This is a genomic window from candidate division WOR-3 bacterium, assembly GCA_039803545.1.
In the GTDB taxonomy this organism is placed as follows: domain Bacteria; phylum Hydrothermota; class Hydrothermia; order UBA1063; family UBA1063; genus UBA1063.
Map to the genome: position 1 here is coordinate 872,433 of JBDRYS010000001.1, position 21,415 is coordinate 893,847.

Sequence of the window (21,415 nt, forward strand, 5' to 3'; positions counted from 1 at the left end):
CCCTTTTTAGTTTGATTATTGCTTCTGTCAATTTTACTATCCTTATGTTATTTCTCAAACCCAATAACTTTTCCCGATTCTTCGCCTACACCTTCAACTTTTAACACCCGTTTAACTGCGCCGCTATCTCATTCCCACTTTACCTCTCTCCCGTTTACTTTGTGTCTCTCGCCATCTTCATTTGCTATGACTACATTGCGTTCCTCCTTGTTGTAAGAACAAAAGAATGCAGTGTGGTCGCCGTTTTATTATTTTGATATTTCTGATTAAACAATCCCATTTCAAGTAGATTAATTTTGAGGAACGCCGAACTCTTGACAAATTTTTCAACTTATTGTATATTATGATTACTATCTTGAACTTTAGCCCTGTGTTCCCGAGCTTTAGTTTGAGATAGAGAGGCAAAAAGGAGGTTGAAAGATGAGGCCTCTAAGGTACATAGTGTATGTAATAGTGGTGTCATTGCCCCTATGGGCCTATATTCCCACTCAAGAACTGATAAAGGCCTACAGGGGCTTTGAACCAAACTACGGCCAGGTGCAGGACTTCGAAGGCAAACCTGTAAAGGACATCATCTTCTCAACAAAAGCTCCGGGACTCAATTTGTTCTTCAAGAAAGATGGTGTCAGTTATGTGATTTACTCAAAAACTAATGAAGAATTAAATTCTTTCGAAGGCTTCGATTTGAAAGAGAGGCTCAATAAAGAAGATTCTTCCCCTTTAAATTATGCTCGTGTTGATCTTGAACTGGTGGGTGGAAACATTGATAACTCAAAGATTGTCTTTGAAGATGAACTACCGGGTTATGTGAACTACTATCTTCCCGGTTGTCCTGAGGGGATAACAAATCTAAAGACTTACAGGGTTGTAAGAGTCAAGGATGTTTATCCTGGTATAGACTGGGTCTTCAGGTATGATGCCGATGGGAACTTACACCATGAGTTTGTAGTAAAGCCTGAAGGTAATCCTGATGAAATAAAACTAAAGGTGAAGTGGGCAGATGTAAAGTTAAGTGATGATGGAAGTGAGATCATTTTATCCACGCCGGTGGGAGATATTCTTGATGGTAGTATTTATGCTTATGAGGGTGATAAAAGGGTGAAGGTGAACTATGTTTTTGATGATGGGCTTTTGGCCTACGATGTAAGAGGCTGGAGGAGGAATGAAAATCTTGTCATAGACCCACCCTTGGGGAGATTATGGGCTACTTATTATGGGGGAAATATAATTGATTGGGCCCATTCCATAACGACAGACCCACAGGGTAATGTTTATGTGGTGGGTTGGACTGAATCTGACGATTTTCCTGTTTCAAATCCAGATGGTGGTGCTTACTATCAGGGAAGTAACGCTGGGTATTCTGATGCTTTCATACTCAAATTCAATTCCAGTGGAGTAAGATTATGGGCTACTTATTATGGGGGAAGTGATTATGATTGGGCCAATTCTGTAGCGACAGACCCACAGGGTAATGTTTATGTGGTGGGGTGGACTCGTTCTACCGATTTTCCTATTTACAATCCAGGAGGTGGTGCTTACTATCAGGGAAATAATGCTGGTGGTTATGATGCCTTCATACTCAAATTCAATTCCAGTGGAGTAAGGCGATGGGCTACTTATTATGGGGGAAGTGGTTTGTGGGAGGAGGCCTTTTCTGTAGCGACAGACCCACAGGGTAATGTTTATGTGGTGGGGCAGACTGGTTCTACCAATTTTCCTGTTTACAATCCAGGTGGTGGTGCTTACTATCAGGGAAGTATGGCTGATACTTCTGATGCCTTCATACTCAAATTCAATTCCAGTGGAGTAAGGCTATGGGCTACTTATTATGGGGGAAGTGGTGATGATTTTGCCCATTCTGTAGCGACAGACCCACAGGGTTATGTTTATGTGGTGGGGTGGACTCGTTCTACCAATTTTCCTGTTTACTATCCAGGCGGTGGTGCTTACTATCAGGGGACAATTGGAGGTGGATCTATTAATTATACTGATGCCTTCATTCTCAAATTCTATTCCAGTGGAATGAGGTTATGGGCTACTTATTATGGGGGAAATTATAATGATTCTGCCAATTCTGTAGCGACGGACCTATATGGTAATGTTTATGTGGCGGGTAATACTCATTCTACCGATTTTCCTGTTTACAATCCATATGGGGCTTACTACCAACAAAATAATAATGGCTATTCAGACGCCTTCCTTCTGAAATTTATGACAGGGGATGGTCCTACTTTAGTATTCCCCGGCCCCCTACAGATTATTAATACTTCGCCAGTTAATTTTGTGTGGAAGACCTTTAAAATCTTTGGTGGTTACAACCGTTATCAACTTCAGATTAGCACAAACAGTAATTTTAACCCATCTAATACATATTTGACTGCTGATACCAGCTATAGTGTTAACCTTTCCGATGGAATTTACTACTGGAGGGTAAGAGCTGTGGCCTCAAATACCTCTGATTCTACTTCCTGGACTGCCTCACTGTTTGAGCTGGATAAAACCCCACCTACAGTTCCCAATCTTGTGTCCCCGAGTAATGGCGCAGCCTTTAACACATCAAGTGTTACCCTAATCTGGAATCGCTCCCAAGACAACCTATCCGGTATGGATCAATATGAGATTCAACTCGCCAATAATCCCTCCTTTACCAATCCCACCACATATTTAACCTCTGATACGACATATTCAGTCAGCAATCTCAATGAAGGAACCTACTACTGGCGCGTGAGGGCGAAGGATAATGCAGGAAATTATAGCGGATGGTCCAGCAGTCGTAGTTTTACCCTCGACAGAACAGCACCTACAGTTCCCAATCTTGTGTCTCCAAGTAATGGCGCAGCCTTTAACACATCAAGTGTTACCCTAATCTGGAATCGCTCCCAAGACAACCTATCCGGTATGGATCAATATGAGATTCAACTCGCCAATAACCCCTCCTTTACCAATCCCGCCTCATATTTAACCTCTGATACGACATATTCAATCAGCAATGAAGGAACCTACTACTGGCGCGTGAGGGCGAAGGACAATGCAGGAAATTATAGCGGATGGTCCAGCAGTCGTAGTTTTACCCTCGACAGAACAGCACCTACAATTCCCAATCTTGTGTCCCCAGATACCAATGCGATGTTGAATACTTCCAGCGTAACTTTGATTTGGAATCGCTCCCGAGACTACATATCCGGTGTGGGTCAATATGAGATTCAACTCGCCAATAACCCCTCCTTTACCAATCCCACCACATATTTAACCTCTGATACGACATATTCAGTCAGCAATCTCAATGAAGGAACCTACTACTGGCGTGTGAGGGCTAAGGATAATGCAGGAAATTACAGCGCATGGTCCAGCAGTCGTAAGTTTACCATCGACAGAACAGCACCTACAGCTCCCAATCTTGTATCCCCGAGTAATGGCGCAGCCTTTAACACATCAAGTGTTACCCTGATCTGGAATCGCTCACAAGACAACCTATCCGGTATGGATCAATATGAGATTCAACTCGCCAATAATCCCTCCTTTACCAATCCCACCACATATTTAACCTCTGATACGACATATTCAATCAGCAATCTCAATGAAGGAACCTACTACTGGCGTGTAAAGGCAAAGGACAATGCAGGAAATTATAGCGAATGGTCTAATGTATGGAGTTATGAAGTTGATATGACGGCACCTAATACTCCTAACCTCGTAACACCCGTGGGAGAGTATTTGAGGAACACAATTATAACCTTTATCTGGACTCGGGTAAGTAAGATGTCAAAGGATGGAGAAAAGCCAGCACCTGTCGTTTATGACTTCTACATTGATACAACTTCCAATTTTGCAACTGCACTCAATACGACTATTCAGGATACCACCCTTATTTTAACCCTCCAAGGGGGAAGATATTACTGGAAAGTAAGGGCCAGAGATTTAGCAGAAAACATAGGGAATTTCTCAACTACTGCCAGCTTTGTATTGGATATAACACCACCAGTTATGGAAAGCACAACGGTGTGGCATGATACGACCTACATGGGGCCTTTCTATATTTCAACCAGAACTGCAGATAACTTAGCGGGAGTTAACGTGGTTAAACTCTTCTATAAGAGGTCTACCGATAGTAGCTGGGTTGAGGTTGTGATGAATTACAATTCAGGTAATGGAAGATACGAAGGACAAATTCCCGCTGTTTCACAGGCGGGTGACAGTGTCTATTACTATGTATGGGCATCGGATAGTGCGGGTAATGAAGCAACAGACCCTGCTAATGCACCAGGGAACTGCTACAGATTTAAAGTAATAACAACCAGTGTGAACGATGTTGTAACAAAGCCCGACATTAAAGTATTCACAAAAGGCAGTTTAATTATAGTGAATATCAGCTCTCCCCAGCCTACTGAGGTGAAACTGAGCATCTATGACATCACTGGACGTCCGACTTATGGACCGATTACCAAGAACATTTCTTCCGGTTTTACAAAGTTTGAGATTCAAGTTCCAAGATCGGGGATTTACTTCTACGAGGTTGAGACGCCGTTAATGAAAGATAGAGGTAAGGTTGTTATAGTTAAGTAAGAAACATAAAGAGCCTGAGCTAATTTAAAGCAATTTTTACAATTCCTGGGCGGGGCTCTGAAGGAGCCCCGCCCTTTTAATTAGACGTTAAAGTGAACGCAAAATGGTAAAAAAACAATCGGAGCCAATGGTTTTACATCTCTGCAAATCAATATGAACAGTTCTTAAACTTTGCTCCCTTTGCATTCTCACAACAAGTTTTGTTAAACATTATTTGAAACTTAAGTATTCGTATGCTTTATTTCCCGCCTTAACTCTGCCTCTATGAGATGATTGCCTGCTATTTTTGGCCTTTAATCCTTAAGGCGATAGTGCCTTCATAAACTTTTATAGGATAAAAGGATGCAGAATAGTCGCCGTTTTACTATTTTGTTATTTTTGATGAAACAATCCCATTCCAAATAGATTAATTTTGAGGAACGCCGCATACTTGATCTTCGGGGTTCCTTTCAGTAAAATTTAGCTATGGAAAAGATTGAACTTAAAAATGTAAAAATTTACGGTGGTATTGGAGTAATCATTACCCTTCTGGGTGGACTCCGCCGTATTGGTCCACTTCTGAGAATCGCTGGATTAATTCTAATACTGATCGCCCTATATGAACTTGCTCAGAGATTAAAGGAAGAAAAAATCTTCAGACAATATCTCATCGGGATAATAATTAACATCGTTGGGACAGGATTTGCAATCACCTTAGCAGTAATAAATGGGGCCTGGTCCATCGCAAAAATGATCCTCTTTGGTGGTTATATGAGTTATTATGACATTTTCTCAGAAATAAGCTTTGCCCTGATCTTTTTCGTTTTACTTCTTTATGCAATTACGATTTTATCGACTTACTTTTATCGGGAGAGCCTTAAAAGCATCACTGCTAAGACCACGATAAAAACCTTTGCGCTCGCCGGGGATTTCCTCTTTTACGGCGCCATTGGAATAATAGTTATACTGGGGATTTTTGCAATGTTTGTTGGCTGGATTTTACTCGCTGTAGCCTTCTTCAATCTACCTGACACCATTGAGATTGCTGTACCTACCGATCAAAATCCAGAAACCACGTCGAGCTAAAAGTACCGGTAAAATCAGCCAAAATACTCTCTAACTTTTCTGCAGGCTGTTTTCAGCATGTTTTCAAAATAACCAGGTACCTTCGGAGCCACATGGGGCGTCATTAAAACATTTTCCAGCTTCTCAAAGGGATAATGCTGCTTAAACTCCTCATTTTCCTTGGGATATACCCACCAAACATCAAGACAGGCGATAAAATCTGGATTCCCTACGAGGTGCTCATAGAGTGCCTTTTCGTCTATGATCTTTCCTCGGGAAATATTTACGATCGTGGCGTCTTTCTTCATTCTATCCAGTTCATAGCCTCCTATAAGCCCTTTCAATTCCTCATTTAACGGTAGTGCCACCACAATCACATCAGCCCAGGGCCAAGCCTCCTCAAGCTCAGCCTTTGAAGTATAAACCTTTTCCACCCCACTTTGAAACTCTAAAGGAATCTCTCTATTTTTCTTGAAAACCCGAAGTTTCATTTTAAAGACCTTTGAAATCCTTGCTATTTCCTGGCCTATGGTACCAAAACCGAGAATGAGCATATTTTTTTCGAAAAGTGTTCTTTGCATGAATTCCTGATGAAACTCCCCTTTTCTCATTAGTTGATTATGAATGCAAATCTTCTTAAAAGCAGTGAGGACCATAGCAAAGGCATGTTCCGCTATATATCTCGAATTGGCACCCGGGGCACCCTGCACCGCTATCCCTCTCTCTGCAAGATCTTTTACAGGAATGTGATCAATACCTGCGGTTATTGCCTGCACAAGCCTCAAAGACTTCATCTGTTCAATCAAAGATTCTTCCACTACTCCATTCCACCTGAAAACCATCAAAATCTCAACTTTATCAATGGGTGCCGAGGTTACATCAAAATACACATCAAATCCTCCACCCAATTCTTCTCTCACAATTTTTTTATACTCATCAGCCAATTCTGGTATCAATACCAGGACTGTGTTCTTCATTATCCTACCCCTTTTCCACTGCTTATAAATTATTAAAGATTCTCGATGAATCTTAAAACCCGCGGCTTCAAAAAAGAGAATTTGGTAAAATTTAAGTAAAACTTCAAAAACCTTACACCTGATAAATACTACTGGATTGAAGAATACCCTATGGATGTTCCAGATAACGTGTTAAATGGTTTCATTTTTGGACTATTCGGCCTTTACGAATATTGGATGTTAACCAAAGACCCTGAAGCGAAATTTTACATCGATGCTTCGCTAACCACACTGCAAGATAAACTCCCATTATTTAGAAATCCAGGTGGCATAAGTTACTACTGCCTAAAACATCACCATCAAGACGCGTTATATCATTCTTTACATGTTAACCTAATACGGTTTCTACATAAAATGACTGGAGAACAATTTTTCAAAGACTTTGCAGATTCCCTTTATGTAGACTACCACTAAATAATGAATGACATTTTTCCAGGCTTCTAAACTTTAGTAAAATCCAAACAAAAGGAAGTTAAGCTAATTTATAAAGGATTTTTTATCTAAGCTTCTGCAAGCCCTAATTCCATACTTTTTGCCCACTTGTTAACAGAGAGTATCTTCACCATGATTTTATCGCCTAACCTAATTTTTTTATCACCTAAGGTGACCTCGAAATTTTCTTCATTAAAAGATACACTTTCTTTAAGTTTCGAAAAGGGTATGAAACCTTCGGTAAGGAACTCTTCAATCTCAACAAACATACCTTGAGGTACAAGGTGTGTCACAATACCCTGCATCACTTCGCCCACTTTCTCCTTCATAAACTCGTACTTCTTGAGATCAACTAGTTCCCATTCAGCCTTCTCGGAAATCTCTTCCCTCTGAGACGAAAGTTTTGCGATTTCATCCAGCTTTTGCATATACTCATCGGTGGGCGTCCATTTTTTCTTCGAAATGGCCCTCTTCAATAACCTGTGAACCACAAGGTCTGGATACCTCCTTATGGGGGAAGTAAAATGAACGTAACTGTCTGAAGAAAGTCCGTAATGTCCTATATTCTGAATAGAATACTTTGCCTTTTTCATCGACCGCAAAAGTAAATAGGAGATTATTGGGCCATGCCCCATCTCTTCAGCAGTCTTGACTATCTTCTGCAAGGCAAACTTGTCAATTTTATTAAAGGAGAATTTAACCCCCAGGATCCCTTCAGCCACCCTAAGGAAATTCTGAATTTTTGACTCTTCAGGGACTTCGTGAACCCTGAAAATAGCAGGCATACCTTGCCCTTCTAAGAATTCCGCGACCGTCTCATTGGCCTTTACCATAAATTCTTCAATGATTCTGTGCGTTTCTAATCTTAATGAGGGGCTAATGGAAATTACCCGCCCCTGGGGCGTCAGTTCAACCACCGGTTCCGGCAAATCGAAATCGAGACTTCCTCGCCTCTCTCTCCTTTCCCTTAATACCCATGCTAATTCTCGGGCAAGAAGCAAAAACTCCCTTATGTATTCAAAGGAGTTCCCCACAAAAATCGAAACGCTGTCTTTTTCCAGTTCCTGACCGTCAATAATCCTCTGAGCATCTTCGTACGAAAGCCTTGCCTTCGAATTTATTATGCTCTTTGCAAATCTTCTCTTCACCACGTTACCTTCCTTGTCGATCCACATAAAGACACTCATCGTATACCTGTCTTCACCGGGTTTTAAAGAGCAGAGGTCAGAAGAAAGCTGGTGCGGTAACATTGGAATGACTTTATCAATTAGATAGGTGCTACAACCACGGGACATAGCCTCCTTATCCAGTCTGCTATCCTCCAGAACATAAGCTGAAACATCGGCAATGTGAACCCCAAGGAGATAAAGATTACCCTCTTTCTTAACCGAAATGGCATCGTCAAAATCCTTAGCATCTCGGGGATCAATGGTAATGATATAATCATCGCGGAGGTCTTCTCTTCTATCGGCAACCTCAACCCTTTCAATTTCGTCTAAAACCTTCTTTGGAAACTCTTCCTTTAACTTATACTTTGCAACTACGAGTTTATAGTCAACGGTGGGATCATCCTCAAAACCAACAAGCTCCTCAATATGAGCCTTCTCTTCTTTGACCTTAAAAACCACCTTAAGGCCGTCTTTCAGCTTTAAGCCTTCCCTTTTTGCCTTCGCTATATTCAGTTCCGATGGCAGTGCTTTATCATCGGGAACAATGACGTAACGTTTCCCCTGTTTTCTTATAGTTCCTGAATAATTCTTCTCGGCCCGCTTTAAAATTTTAATTATCCTTCCCTCGGGCTTTTTCCCCTCCCTTTCCCTCACGATGACAGCAAGAACGTAATCTCCATCCATTGCACCCATCGTTGCATGGGGCGGAATGAATATATCCTCCTTACCTTCCCTCAAGAGGAAGCCAAATCCACCGGCAAACTTTTGAAAGTAACCTTTTTCTGTCTCGGACGAAACGGCAACGTACCTGCTTCCATCTTTATAAACGAGTCCCTGATCCACTAACCCTTTGAGATCCCTTTGTAAAGCCTTGACCTGTCCCCCCTTAACTCTCAGCTTTTTCCTGATAGAGTTAAAAGAGAGACCTTTTGAATTCTTTTTAAGCAGATTTATAATTAACCTTTGGAAATCAGCCATATTCTAATTTTAAAGCCTTAAGCAAGGAGGCGTGACTATGCTATTTGTACCAGGAATGGGGAAGAAAAAGGAAACGGAAGAGGTTGACGTAGTTATTATAGGAGCCGGTCCTGCGGGTCTAAGCGCAGGAATCTACGCCACCCGCGCGGGGCTAAAAGGAGTTGTCATTGACAAAGGTGTTGCAGGAGGACTGGCTTCAGAAGCACCTTTCATTGAAAATTATCCTGGCTTTTTTGGAATTAAAGGCGAAGAATTGGCATCAAAGATAAAGGAACATGCCAAAAGTTATTTGCCTGTCATTGAAATGTCACCCATTTCCAGAATAGAGAAGAAGGAGGATGGGAGATTTTTTGTGGAATCAGAGCAGGGTGATTACATCGCCAGCGCAATCATATTCGCCACAGGAACCACCCACAAACATCTTAATGTAAAAGGTGAACAGGAATTTTACGGCAAAGGTGTATCATATTGCGTGACCTGTGATGGGTACTTCTTCAAGGATCAAAGGGTAGTAGTTATTGGTGGTGGTAATTCCGGTGCTATTGCTGCCATATCCCTCCACGGTATAGCTCAAAAAATAACGATCCTCGAGTACATGCCTCGTTATATGTGTGAGAATGCTTACGTGAAAAAATTATCAGAACTTGGCATAGAATACATTAAAAACGTTCAAGTTACCGAGATCTTTGGTGATGAAAAAGTTAAAGGCGTGAGGTTTATAAATCGAGAAACTGGCGAAACGAAGGAAATTGAAGCCGATGGGGTGTTTATCTACGTCGGACTAATTCCTCAAAGTGAACTGGCAAAATCCCTTGGTGTTGAACTGGACCAGAGGGGCTATATAAAAGTTGATTCAAAGATGAGAACCTCGATGCCAAAGGTTTACGCAGCCGGAGACGTTACCGGGGGAGTAGCGCAAGTAATAGTAGCAGCGGCCCAGGGTGCTATTGCAGCCCTTTCCTGCTACGAAGATTTAAGGTTAAAATAAAATTATGGCGTTGCTTGAAAAAATTGATTCGCCGAAGGATATTAAAAAACTTTCGCTAAAAGAACTTTATCAGCTTGCCCAGGAATTAAGGGAATACATCGTTGACGTGGTATCAAAAAATGGAGGCCATCTTGCTCCAAACCTTGGTGCAGTGGAACTAACCCTTGCCCTTCACTACGTTTTTGACTCCCCTAAGGACAAACTCATATGGGATGTTGGCCATCAGGCTTACGCTCACAAAATTATTACGGGACGCAGGGAAGCCTTCAAAAACCTTAGAAAACTCAATGGAATAAGTGGATTTTTGAAACGGAGTGAAAGTGAACACGACATTTTTGGGGCAGGTCATGCATCAACGGCTTTATCTGCCGCCCTTGGATTTGCAGTAGCCAGGGATTTAAAGGGAGAAAATTACAAAGTAGTGGCCATTGTAGGTGACGGCGCACTCACCGGTGGAATGGCCTTAGAAGCCCTGAATAACATAGGGCATCTCAAAAAAGACCTGATCATTGTTTTAAATGACAACGAAATGTCCATTGCTGAAAATGTCGGAGCAATTTCCAATTATCTATCCAAGATTGTAACATCTCCTAAATACTACAAAGCAAAAGAGGAACTGTGGGAATTCCTCGAAAAGATACCATCCCATTTCCTTTCTAAAAGGCTAAGAGAACTCGCAAAGAAAATTAAGGAAAATCTGAAAAGCTTCGCGGTCCCCACAATCCTCTTTGAGGAACTGGGCATTGAATACGTTGGCCCCCTGAATGGACACGACTTAGAACAATTGATCGAAACTTTTTCAAGAATTAAGAGGGTAAAAACAGGTCCAATCCTCATTCACGTTTTAACGCGGAAGGGCAAGGGCTATAAACCCGCCGAAGAAAACCCAGAGTTCTTCCACGGTTTAGGGCCCTTTGATAAGGAAACGGGAAAACCCTTAAAAACATCGGATAAACCTTCTTACACATCCATTTTCAGAAAAGCTATCGTTGATCTTGCCGAAAAAGATGACAAAGTGGTAGCTATTACCGCTGCAATGCCCCTCGGAACAGGGCTTGACCTCTTCAGGGAGAGATTCCCCAACAGGTTCTTTGACGTTGGGATTGCAGAACAACACGCGATAACTTTTGCTGCAGGGCTTGCTCTCAACGGTTTAAAACCTTTTGCCTGCATCTACTCAACCTTCTTGCAGAGGGCACTTGACCAACTTATTCATGATATTGGAATTCAAAAAATACCTGTCAGAATAGTAATGGATAGAGGTGGCATCGTGGGTGAGGATGGAGCCACCCACAATGGAGTTTTTGACTATGCTTACTTAAGAATAATTCCCAATTTTGTAGTTATGGCTCCAAAGGACGAAGATGAACTTGTGGACATGCTTTACACCATGCTCCATTACGAGGAGGGTCCCATTACTGTAAGATACCCAAGGGGAAGCGTTGTTGGAGTGCAAATGAAAGAATCTCCTGAAAGAATCCCAATAGGCACCTGGGAAAAGTTATGGGGAAAGGATTTCAAGGATGTAGTCATCGTTGCAACTGGTTCGATGGTTTACCCCGCCCTTTTCGCAGCCAAACGCTTAGAAAGTGAAGGAATTCAAACCACAGTGATAAATGGAAGATTTATAAAACCTCTCGATAGCCAGATGCTTCGCGAGATAATTGAATCCTCACCCAAGGCTATTATCACCGTAGAAGAGGGGAATCTGCCGGGTGGCTTTGGTTCCGCTATAAATGAGCAAATTATTCACATTTCAAGGGGCAAGAAATTTAACATTCACAATATAGGGCTACCAGACACCTTCATTGAACAAGGGGCAAGGGAGGAGATTTTGAAGCTTTACTTACTTGATGAAGAGGGTGTATATAACCAAATAAAGGCATACCTTGAGTTACTATAATGCTGTGTAGTCGCTGTAATAAAAAGGAAGCAGAAATCACTTACAAAGAGTATGTCGAGGGTAAAACAGTGACCCTTTTTCTGTGCAGAGAATGCGCAGAGGAACTCGCAAACGGTATCAGAATTATACCGGAAGAGGAAATGATTCCCCATGAAACACTAATAAAATGCAATGTATGTGGCACAAGCCTCAGAGACTTCAGAAATAACTTCCTTATGGGGTGCCCCACTTGCTACGATTATTTCCTTCCCTATTTCAAAGAGGTATTCGACAGGATCATCCATCGCTCCTATTTCAACGGTGAAAGGCTTAAAGCCGAGAACTTCACTCAATTCGTCGAATCAGAATTACAAAAACTGAAACAAACCTTAGAAGAGCTTAAAGAGCGCGAAGAGTTCAAAGAGGCCATAAAAGTTAGGGATCGCATAAGGAAGCTTGAAAATATATTAAAATGGATATCCTGAAACTCATCGAAAGGGTCCCCGATCTCTTCTCTGAAACCAATGGGAATATAGTTCAATTTGTAATTTACAAGTACTACAGAGACCTCGATGGCTATAAATTCCCGTCTAAGCTTTCTGACGAAGAACTTAAAGAAATTCAACAAAAAGTAATTGAGGTAGCAAAAGAACTTCCAATGTGGGAGAACAACTTTAATATCGTTGAGACACAGCAAGCCGCAACGGAACTAACGATGATTCTTTATGAAAGAGGCATTCTTGGGTCAGAAAGCCTTCAAAGAAGAAATGTGGCCCTTATGTTTGACGAGAGCGAACGACATATCATAAGGGTAAACGAAAGAGACCACATAAAGCTTATTTTCAGAGGCGCCTACTCTGAAATGGACGAAATTGGTGAAGAATCCCAGATATACATCGCTCTCTTAGATAGGGCTCTTAATTTTGCCTTCAAAGAGGGCATTGGGTACCTCACCTCTTCACCGAGGTACCTCGGGCACGCCTTGAGCATCTCGGCCATGATCCACATCCCCGCAATTTTTTTACTCGGTCAAATCCAGAACTTTTCACAAATACTTCAAAGAAATCTAATTGTACTTTCTGGCCTTATGGATACCACAATTCAGACTTACGGTGCCTTTGTACAAATCAAAATCACCTCTTTCTTCGATTCCTTCGCTGAGACAAAAACAAAGATGGCATCTACCCTCGAAGAGATTGTAGAACTGGAAAATCAGCTAAGGAACTTGATCTACGCAGATCGGCCAGTGGAAGTAGAGGACAGAATCTACAAATCCTTAGCTATACTCCAATCCGCGAAACTACTAAGCCTTATGGAAACCTACGAGCACCTTTCAAACCTGAGAATAGGCGTCGACCTTGGCTATATAAAAGAGATCCATCCTGGTTTCTTCAACGAAGTCTTTTTCAGGATCTTGCCTTACCACATAAAGATATATTACGGTGTACCGGCGGATGATCTTACCAAAGAAGCTGAAATGAGAGCCCTCCTAATTCAGGAGCTCCTTGACAAATACCACTATGAAGGTTGATTTAATCGTAACAAACATTGGTGAACTTGTTTATTTCAAGGAGGACAATTTAGAAACCCTGCAAAACGCCGCAATTGCCATAAACGAGGGTAAAATTGTCGAATTCGGTAAAAGAAAAGAGATCGAAGATAAGTACTATTCCGAAGAAAAGTACCAGGTCATAGATGCAGAGTGGAACTCCGTCATACCAGGTTTTGTGGATCCCCACACCCATCTTGTCTATTCAGGATGCAGACACGAGGAATTCCTCGCCAAACTGAAAGGAAAAGAGTATTTGGATTTACTTAAAGAGGGGAAAGGAATCAATTATACCGTATCTCTCACAAGGAAAGATTCTACAGAAAACCTCTTTAAAGTATCCTATGAAAGACTCATCGAAATGAGAAACCATGGAAGCCTGACCGTGGAAATAAAATCGGGTTACGGACTTGATTTCGAGACGGAAAAGAAGCTTCTTGACGTAGCTGAAATGCTAAAAGAAAAAGATGAAGCTGACATAGTGACAACATTTCTTGGAGCCCACGCCATTCCCCAGGAATATAAGGACAATCGAAGGGGTTATATAAATCTGCTAAAAGACAAAATGATTCCGGCCTTTTCAGGAAAGGCGAAATTCATCGATATATTTATCGACCGAGGGGCATTTACAGTCGATGAAGCAAGGGAAATCTTAAGTGTTGCAGTAAAATACGGCTACGAAATAAAAATGCACATCGACGAACTTTCTTACACCGGCGCAGCTAAGTTAGCCATGGAATTTCCAGTCGTATCTACAGAGCATATGGAACACACCACCGAAGAAGACCTTGAAATTTTAAAGGAAAGAAACGTTGTTCCCGTTTTGCTTCCAGGCACCTGCCTCTTTCTCAGGCTCAAGGAGAGGCCAAAAATTGAATTCATGCGGGAAATAAAACTCCCCATTGCCCTTGGAACGGATCACAATCCCGGCACCTCTCCCTTCTATTCTCAATCCCTCATAATGGCATTAGGAGTTTTTCTCTACGGACTTTCTGTGGAAGAGGCGCTACTCGGGATTACATTAAACGCAGCAAAAGCCATAAAGATTGAAAAGTCAAAGGGAAACATCGGCCCGGGTCTCGATGCAGACCTTTTAATTCTCAAAAGCCATTCCTTTGTGCACCTCGTTTATGAAGTAGGGCGAAACCTTATTGGAAAAATCATAAGGAAAGGAAAACTGATCAATATTCACTGAGCCTAAAAGGCGGGTTCACCTCAATTCTCCACCAATTTATAAAAATATTTTGCTCCTTTGGTGGAATATATAATGACTCAAAGAAGTTCCTCTGATTTATGAGAGGCCCAAAATGATTCAAAAGAGGACCTCTACGCGAACATAGAAGGATTTCGCCTTCGGTATTTTCATAAAGGACAAGTCCTCTCGTCTTCCCCGTGTGGAGTACCACTAACCAATACCTATCTCGCTTCTCAACCAAGAATACTGCCGTATTTCCGCCCTCAACTATGGAAAATAACTCTTCACAGGATTCCGAGACGTCATCTTTCTTTTCCAGAATTTTTAAAAAGACCTGGGTCAATACGTCAGAATCCGTGAAATAATCACTAATCTGAAATTTACTTGCAAGATCCTTATAATTTTTCAAAAAACCGTTATGGATACCTATAACTTTATACTTTGAGCCAGTATGTACAAAAGGTTGTGCATGAAACTCATCAAGGTCGTCGGGATTTGAAAACTCATCGGAGGCCCTGCGCACATGCCCCATAAAAAAGTTCACGTTGTCATCAGGTGAAAATTCCTCCATATCAAAAAGCACATCTACCGGGGACCTGTTCTCGTAATAGCCAACCTTATTGTGGTACAGGACAAGCCCATCGCTTAACAGAAAATAACCTGCACCATGACCGCCAAGGGGCAATGTATCTACATCTTCCTTTAAACTCTCGAGTTCCTTAAGAAGGTTTTTTACACTGGATAACTTTACCTTATATTGACCTATATAACCAAAAATACCGCAACTCAATACCCCCTCCTCAGGACCTTTCAAGGCCCTCAATATAACTTCTTAACCTTCTAATTTTAAGCTCAAAGGTTCGTTTTTTCTCCTTTTCCTTCTCCACTACCTCTGATGGGGCCTTCGTAAGGAAATCCTCATTATTCAGTTTTTCATCCACTCTCTTCAGCAGGTTTTCCAGTTCCTCAATCTCCTTTCTAAAGGAGGCAATCATCTTTTCCACCTTTTCCCTTTCCTCAACAGGTATCAGGAAGTGATAATTTTTGATTATGAGAGGGATTCCTTTAATGCCGTATGCCCTTTCAACCCCGCTAATCCCTCCGAGAAAAGACAATAAATGGATATGCTCCTTAAGGGATTTCAGCAAATCCTCATCTTCAAACTCCGCATAAATTCCAATGTTTTCATCTAAGCCGGCTTCCGCCCTAATCTGCCTTACCCCCTGAATCAATTCCTTAATTAGCTCAAACTCCTCGTATTCCTTCTCAAAATTAAAACCTGAAACTTTGGGCCATTCGGAAACCATTATTGACTCTTCAAGCCCCTCAAAAGGCATTTTCTGCCAGAGCTCCTCAGTAATAAAGGGAGTAAATGGATGGAGAAGCTTTAGAATGTTCATCAAAACATAGAAAGCATTCTGTAGAGCCTTTTTGTCTTTCTTTGCAAGCCTTGGCTTTATCGATTCCAAATACCAATCACAAAATTCACTCCAGAAAAAGTCATAGAGGGTCCATGCTGCCTTATTAAAATCAAGATCCTCCAGAGCCTTAGTGGTTTCAGAAATGGTTCTATCCAAAAGATAAAGTATCCATTTGTCCTCAAGGGAATCAATAGCAGGCTCCGGCTTCATTTTGCTTCCGTCGAGATTCATAAGAAGGAGTCGGCTGGCATTCCACAACTTATTGGCAAAGTTTCTACCAATCTCCATCTTCTTTTCAGAGTAGATGACGTCCTGACCTTCCGGTGTAATGAGCATAAGTCCCATCCTGACACCGTCCGCACCATACTTTGAAATCAGATCAAGGGGATCGGGTGAGTTTCCAAGACTCTTTGAAAGTTTTCTCCTCTTTTCATCCCTGATAAGACCATGAAGATAAACCCTGTGGAATGGCTTCTCCCCCATAAAATAGTAGCCAGCCATAATCATCCTGGCTACCCAGAAAAACAAAATATCCCATCCTGTAATCAATAGGTCAGTGGGATAATATCTCCGCAAGTACTCCGTATCTTCAGGCCATCCAAGGGTTGAAAGTGGCCATAACCAGGAGGAAAACCAGGTATCAAGAACATCTTCATCCTGAACAATATTGGAAGAACCACAGGCACTGCAAGAGGAAGGGGGATTCTCCTCAACCATCACGTTACCACAATTCTGACAAGTAAAAACGGGAATTCTGTGCCCCCACCAGATTTGTCTCGAAATACACCAATCCTTAACATTATCAAGCCAGTTAAAATAGATTTTCTCAAACTGGTTCGGGATTATCTGTACTTCTCCTTTTCTCACTGCCTCCGTTGCCTTTTGGGCAAGGGGCTTTATTTTAACAAACCACTGAGGAGATAGGTAGGGTTCAATTACGGTATTGCATCTATAGCAGGTGCCTACGTTGTGAACATAGTCTTCAATTTTTTCGATAAAACCCTGCTTTTCCAGTTCTTCAATAACCTTGACCCTCGCCGTTTCACGGTCTAACCCCTTGAAAATCCCTGCGTTTTCATTCAAAATGCCGTCAGGGTTCATTATTTTAACCTTAGGCAAATTCAACTCTTCTCCGATTTCGTAATCCACAGGATCATGGGCAGGTGTAACCTTTACCGCACCTGTACCAAACTCCGCATCAACACGCCTGCTTACCACAATGGGAATCTCGGGAGAAACCACCTCACCCCCACTTCCCACTCTATTCCAGGTAACTAAAGGCAGCCTAACCTTTTTACCCACAAGGTGCTTATACCTATCGTCCTCCGGATTTACTGCGACAGCAGTATCTCCTAAGTAGGTTTCAGGTCTTGTAGTTGCAACGACAACGTGACCATCACCATCTACAAGAGGATATTTAATGTAATAAAGTTTACCTTTTCTTTCAACATACTCAACCTCGTCATCGGCTAAAGCAGTCCCGCACCTTGGGCACCAATTTATTATTCGAGTTCCACGGTAAATGAGCCCATCCTTGTAAAGCCTCACAAAAGCTGTGATCACTGCCCTCGAAAGATCAGGATCCATTGTAAACTTAACCCTGGACCAGTCACAGGAAACTCCGAGCTTTCGAAGTTGAAGTAAAATTGTACTTCCGTACTTTTCTTTCCATTCCCAAACACGTTTTAGAAATTCTTCTCTCCCTATATCAAACCTGGTTTTTCCCTCCTTAGCAAGGGCTTTTTCCACAACATTTTGGGTAGCAATTCCAGCATGGTCAATCCCCGGCTGCCATAACACATCATGCCCCTGCATTCGCTTAAAGCGGACCATAATATCCTGGAGGGTGTTGTTCAGGACATGGCCAAGGGTCAAAACGCCAGTGATATTCGGCGGAGGAATCATTATCGAATACTTAGGTTTTGCAGACTTTGGATCCGCCCTGAAATAACCCTTTTCAGTCCAGAATTTATAAATCTTATCCTCTATATCTTGTGGGTTATACTTGGTTGGGATCTCGCTCATAACTCAGTACTCGTCTCCGTCTTCCTCTCCTTCTTCCTCTTCCCATTCTTCTTCAAATTCTTCGGGCTCCAATTCAAGCTCTATCAGTTCCTGCTCAAGCATCAAAAGTTTATCCGCATAGTCCCTGAATAAGTCGGAAAGTTCATCCAAAGAAATAATACCATCTATTGCGTCACTCACCACATCTTCAATCTCCGTATTCAAGTTGTCAAGTTCATCCTCCAGTTCTTCTAAGTCTTCCTTTATGGATTCATAATCCTCTATTTTTTTAAGCTCTCCAATCCTTTCCTGTAGTTCCTTTATTTTATCACTCCACGACTCCCCAAAGTCGGTTACTGACTCCCATAGTTGGAGTATATCCTCTCTTTTTACTTTGCTCATGATAACCTCCTAAAAGAATTAGTGCTAAAATATAAATTCAATAAGGCAAAATGTCAAGCAAAATGCATAATGCCAAGAGAATGCAAACTACTCACTAGAGGAATACCTATTGATAAAAGCTATCTTCTCAAAAGGGAGCCTCTCAGGTCTTTGCTTCTCTCCCAGTATCTGCTTCTCCGAAAGGAGAGGGGAAATTTCCTCTGATTTCTTGCCCACTATTACAAGGGCAATCAAGACCATCTCCTGTGGAATCCCGAGTATTTCTTTAACCTTAACAGGATCATATCCAGCGATAGGATGTGCGACAAGTCCGAGCTCAGTGGCCCTTAAAATAAGAAAGGCTGTAGCCATACCCATGTCAAAAAGAAAATATTCCCTGTTATCCTCGAGGACACAATCCATATCCTTCTTAGAAAAAACGGCAATTATCATCCCGGCATTTTTCGCCCACTGGTTGCCCTTAGGCATAACCGACAAAATTTGTTCCAAAAGGTTTCGATCGTATACAAAAACGAAACGCCACGGCTGATTGTTCATACAGGAAGGAGCAAGCGAAGCACAATATACAAGGTCATCAATGAGTTCCTTGGTTACTTCGAAGGGCTGAAGTGACCTATAAGCCCTCCTTTTTTCGATTATTTCTTTCACGCTCACACTCCCTCCTTTATTAGTTCCTTTAAAGCTTCAAAGACCTGATCAACATGGCCTTCAACTTTAACATTGCACCAAATTTTTCGTATCCGCCCGTTAGGGTCAATTAAAAAGGTGGTTCTTATCGTCCCTTCAACTTCTCTACCATACATTTTCTTTTTACCCCATGCGCCATATTTCTTCAAAACTTCAGCGGATTCATCAGAGAGAAGTTTAACCTTTAGCCCGTGTTTGTTTTTAAAAGACAGGTGGCTCTTTACACTATCCTTACTTAAACCTAAAACTTCTGCATTCAGCCTTTTAAAATCCTCTATCCTCTCAGTGAAACTGATCGCCTCTTTCGTACACCCGGATGTATTATCCTTAGGGTAAAAATAAAGGATAACCCACTTCCCCTTTAGGGAGCTCAGGCAAACCTCTTTACCTTCCTCATCGGGAAGGCAGAAGTCAGGGGCAAGATCCCCTTCTTTTAACATATAAGATCCCTCCTTTAAAAATCAACTTTATTGCTTGTTCTTTTTCTTAGCAATCAAGATTGAATCTACAAGGTAAAATAATTCTTGTGGCGTAGCTGGGAATTCAGGATCAAACTGCTTACAGGCATATGTGCAACTTGCCACAAATTCTCCTCCCATGCCCTTAAATTTAACCTTCCCAAATTCCTCCACCACCCTTCTTGCAATGCTTTCCGCCTCGCTTTCCCTTACACCATAAAGAACGACAACAAATTCATCTCCGCCCCACCTGGCACAAAGGTCAGATTCCCTTGTATGTTCCCTTAAAATTTTCGAAAAAGACACTAACAATTCATCACCCTTTAAGTGCCCAAAGGTATCGTTAACGTACTTTAACTTGTCAACGTCGAATAAGACAATAGTAAAAGGCATTTTCTCCCTTTTACTTTGAGCTATATAAGATTTTATCCTCTCTTCAAAGAACCGTCTGGTATAAAGACCCGTAAGGCCGTCGAGAATCGACTCCTTATAAGTGATACTCCTATTTAGACTGGCGTTAATTACTCCCACCAGATTTTCCAGAGCCGATGTAAGGCTCCTTGGAACCCTTTGCTTTAATCCAATAAATAGCTCTCCGAGAATTAGCTCATCCTGAATAAGATTAAAAATCAAATCCCAGGAGAGATTGTTAAATTCTTCTTCGTCAATTGTCCTGATTTCCCCATCCCTATAAATCTTTAGTTTACTCAAATAAGAGAGCTTCCTTAATATTCTTACTGCAACAAAGGAAGCGGGAACGATACTCGAGATGCTGGCAAGGGAATAATCCAGAATCTCTTGAGGTTCCGTTAGCCTGTTAAGCATCCCCTGAATTTCATTCAGCCTGTCCATGGTTGAAAGATTCTCCTTTAATTCCTGTTGATACAAAGAATACTGATGACCAATGTAGGCCAGAAGAAGAATTACCGCGACGACGGGAACAACCGCAGAAAATCCATAGGCACTGAATAAAAGACTAATACTGATTCCAAGGGGAAATATTAAAAGCTCGACAAAATCGCTGGGTAATGCCTCGTTCTTCAAGTAATCCAAGATATTTTGACCACGCAGGATCTCCTTAATAACAAAAATGAATTCATTCGTCACTATAATTACAAGGATGGAAAGAAGGGATCCCCAGAAACCTTTCCCAAGTGCGGTGTAAACAACACCACCTAAAAGATAAAGGATTCCGTAAAGCCCCGAGTTAAAAAATCCAGCCCTAAGGGTATATAACGGATCCCCTTCCTTTTTAACATAACTATAAAGTGCCTTACCAACCCAAACCAAAAGGATAACAATCATTGCAGTAAAACTTCCAACGTAAGGCCCGAAAGTGATTGTTACAAAGAAGAAAAGAGCGATTTCAAAAGATAGTATGGTAGATCTAAAGGTCACAATCCAGAGTGCACCCAAAGCGGATATAACGCATATAAACACATACAGAAAAAACTGAGGAAAGGCCGGCCTTTTCAAAATAACCAAAACCGTGGAAGTTAACACTCCGGTAAGGCCTATCAGAAGATCATACCACAATCTCAACCTACTGCGATTTAACATAACTAAGTTTAAGATAATGCTAAACCTCAAGAAAGTCAACAGATTAAAAGTAGGTAAGAGCTAAGAC

Annotated in this window: 15 protein-coding genes and 1 pseudogene; 8 read left to right on the forward strand and 8 right to left on the reverse strand. The window is 41.6% G+C overall.

The window, feature by feature from the left end:
- Window positions 1-420: 420 nt before the first annotated feature.
- The gene (locus ABIM45_03980) at window positions 421-4,563 is read left to right on the forward strand and encodes an SBBP repeat-containing protein (GenBank protein MEO0239069.1); all 4,143 of its coding nucleotides are present in this window, start codon (window positions 421-423) and stop codon (window positions 4,561-4,563) included.
- A gap of 465 nt (window positions 4,564-5,028) precedes the next feature.
- Window positions 5,029-5,628 carry a DUF996 domain-containing protein gene (locus ABIM45_03985; protein MEO0239070.1) on the forward strand — a complete coding sequence of 200 codons (600 nt, stop codon included), beginning with the start codon at window positions 5,029-5,031 and terminating at the stop codon, window positions 5,626-5,628.
- A 14-nt stretch (window positions 5,629-5,642) separates the two neighbouring features.
- Here ABIM45_03985 and ABIM45_03990 read toward each other — a convergent pair whose 3' ends face one another.
- Entirely contained in the window at window positions 5,643-6,584 is a 942-nt protein-coding gene (locus tag ABIM45_03990; GenBank protein MEO0239071.1) for a 2-hydroxyacid dehydrogenase, read from the reverse strand.
- A gap of 129 nt (window positions 6,585-6,713) precedes the next feature.
- On the opposite strand from ABIM45_03990, the pseudogene ABIM45_03995 reads away from it, so the two are divergent.
- A pseudogene (locus ABIM45_03995) lies at window positions 6,714-7,037 on the forward strand (D-glucuronyl C5-epimerase family protein).
- 86 nt (window positions 7,038-7,123) lie between these two features.
- Here the strand turns inward: ABIM45_03995 and rnr are convergent.
- Window positions 7,124-9,202 (reverse strand): ribonuclease R, encoded by a 2,079-nt coding sequence (gene rnr / locus ABIM45_04000; GenBank protein ID MEO0239072.1) that lies wholly within the window; start codon window positions 9,200-9,202, stop codon window positions 7,124-7,126.
- 37 nt (window positions 9,203-9,239) lie between these two features.
- On the opposite strand from rnr, the gene ABIM45_04005 reads away from it, so the two are divergent.
- From ABIM45_04005 to hutI, 5 genes are read left to right on the forward strand one after another with little or no spacing between them, the layout of a single operon-like run.
- Complete coding sequence (locus tag ABIM45_04005) at window positions 9,240-10,190, forward strand: FAD-dependent oxidoreductase (GenBank protein MEO0239073.1); 951 nt, start codon at window positions 9,240-9,242, stop codon at window positions 10,188-10,190.
- 1 nt (window position 10,191) lies between these two features.
- On the forward strand, window positions 10,192-12,093 hold the full coding sequence (gene dxs / locus ABIM45_04010) for a 1-deoxy-D-xylulose-5-phosphate synthase (protein ID MEO0239074.1): 1,902 nt from the start codon (window positions 10,192-10,194) through the stop codon (window positions 12,091-12,093).
- Window positions 12,093-12,557 carry a hypothetical protein gene (locus tag ABIM45_04015; GenBank protein ID MEO0239075.1) on the forward strand — a complete coding sequence of 155 codons (465 nt, stop codon included), beginning with the start codon at window positions 12,093-12,095 and terminating at the stop codon, window positions 12,555-12,557. The genes dxs and ABIM45_04015 overlap by 1 nt, the downstream gene beginning before the upstream one ends.
- Window positions 12,545-13,603 carry a hypothetical protein gene (locus tag ABIM45_04020; protein MEO0239076.1) on the forward strand — a complete coding sequence of 353 codons (1,059 nt, stop codon included), beginning with the start codon at window positions 12,545-12,547 and terminating at the stop codon, window positions 13,601-13,603. The genes ABIM45_04015 and ABIM45_04020 overlap by 13 nt, the downstream gene beginning before the upstream one ends.
- The gene (gene hutI, locus ABIM45_04025; GenBank protein ID MEO0239077.1) at window positions 13,593-14,816 is read left to right on the forward strand and encodes an imidazolonepropionase; all 1,224 of its coding nucleotides are present in this window, start codon (window positions 13,593-13,595) and stop codon (window positions 14,814-14,816) included. The genes ABIM45_04020 and hutI overlap by 11 nt, the downstream gene beginning before the upstream one ends.
- Here the strand turns inward: hutI and ABIM45_04030 are convergent.
- From ABIM45_04030 to ABIM45_04055, 6 genes are all read right to left on the reverse strand, one after another.
- The gene (locus ABIM45_04030; GenBank protein ID MEO0239078.1) at window positions 14,803-15,639 is read right to left on the reverse strand and encodes a hypothetical protein; all 837 of its coding nucleotides are present in this window, start codon (window positions 15,637-15,639) and stop codon (window positions 14,803-14,805) included. The two genes, hutI and ABIM45_04030, sit on opposite strands and share 14 nt — an antisense overlap.
- Window positions 15,617-18,262, reverse strand: a complete 2,646-nt coding sequence (locus ABIM45_04035) for a valine--tRNA ligase (protein ID MEO0239079.1) — start codon at window positions 18,260-18,262, stop codon at window positions 15,617-15,619. The genes ABIM45_04030 and ABIM45_04035 overlap by 23 nt, the downstream gene beginning before the upstream one ends.
- A gap of 3 nt (window positions 18,263-18,265) precedes the next feature.
- A complete protein-coding gene (locus ABIM45_04040) occupies window positions 18,266-18,643 on the reverse strand; it encodes a hypothetical protein (GenBank protein ID MEO0239080.1) in 378 nt (125 codons plus the stop codon).
- 87 nt (window positions 18,644-18,730) lie between these two features.
- Window positions 18,731-19,297 (reverse strand): nitroreductase family protein, encoded by a 567-nt coding sequence (locus ABIM45_04045; GenBank protein ID MEO0239081.1) that lies wholly within the window; start codon window positions 19,295-19,297, stop codon window positions 18,731-18,733.
- Window positions 19,294-19,770, reverse strand: a complete 477-nt coding sequence (bcp, locus tag ABIM45_04050) for a thioredoxin-dependent thiol peroxidase (GenBank protein MEO0239082.1) — start codon at window positions 19,768-19,770, stop codon at window positions 19,294-19,296. Before bcp ends, ABIM45_04045 begins: the two co-directional genes overlap by 4 nt.
- 27 nt (window positions 19,771-19,797) lie before the next feature.
- On the reverse strand, window positions 19,798-21,348 hold the full coding sequence (locus ABIM45_04055) for a GGDEF domain-containing protein (protein MEO0239083.1): 1,551 nt from the start codon (window positions 21,346-21,348) through the stop codon (window positions 19,798-19,800).
- Between the last annotated feature and the right edge of the window lie 67 nt (window positions 21,349-21,415).

Coding starts and splice junctions, on each gene's coding strand:
- bcp (MEO0239082.1), bottom strand. CDS start 19,770: ATGTTAAAAGAAGGGGATCTTGCCCCTGACTTCTGCCTTCCCGATGAG.
- ABIM45_04005 (MEO0239073.1), top strand. CDS start 9,240: ATGCTATTTGTACCAGGAATGGGGAAGAAAAAGGAAACGGAAGAGGTT.
- ABIM45_03990 (MEO0239071.1), bottom strand. CDS start 6,584: ATGAAGAACACAGTCCTGGTATTGATACCAGAATTGGCTGATGAGTAT.
- ABIM45_04035 (MEO0239079.1), bottom strand. CDS start 18,262: ATGAGCGAGATCCCAACCAAGTATAACCCACAAGATATAGAGGATAAG.
- ABIM45_04020 (MEO0239076.1), top strand. CDS start 12,545: ATGGATATCCTGAAACTCATCGAAAGGGTCCCCGATCTCTTCTCTGAA.
- ABIM45_04040 (MEO0239080.1), bottom strand. CDS start 18,643: ATGAGCAAAGTAAAAAGAGAGGATATACTCCAACTATGGGAGTCAGTA.
- ABIM45_03985 (MEO0239070.1), top strand. CDS start 5,029: ATGGAAAAGATTGAACTTAAAAATGTAAAAATTTACGGTGGTATTGGA.
- ABIM45_04055 (MEO0239083.1), bottom strand. CDS start 21,348: ATGTTAAATCGCAGTAGGTTGAGATTGTGGTATGATCTTCTGATAGGC.
- ABIM45_04015 (MEO0239075.1), top strand. CDS start 12,093: ATGCTGTGTAGTCGCTGTAATAAAAAGGAAGCAGAAATCACTTACAAA.
- ABIM45_03980 (MEO0239069.1), top strand. CDS start 421: ATGAGGCCTCTAAGGTACATAGTGTATGTAATAGTGGTGTCATTGCCC.
- rnr (MEO0239072.1), bottom strand. CDS start 9,202: ATGGCTGATTTCCAAAGGTTAATTATAAATCTGCTTAAAAAGAATTCA.
- hutI (MEO0239077.1), top strand. CDS start 13,593: ATGAAGGTTGATTTAATCGTAACAAACATTGGTGAACTTGTTTATTTC.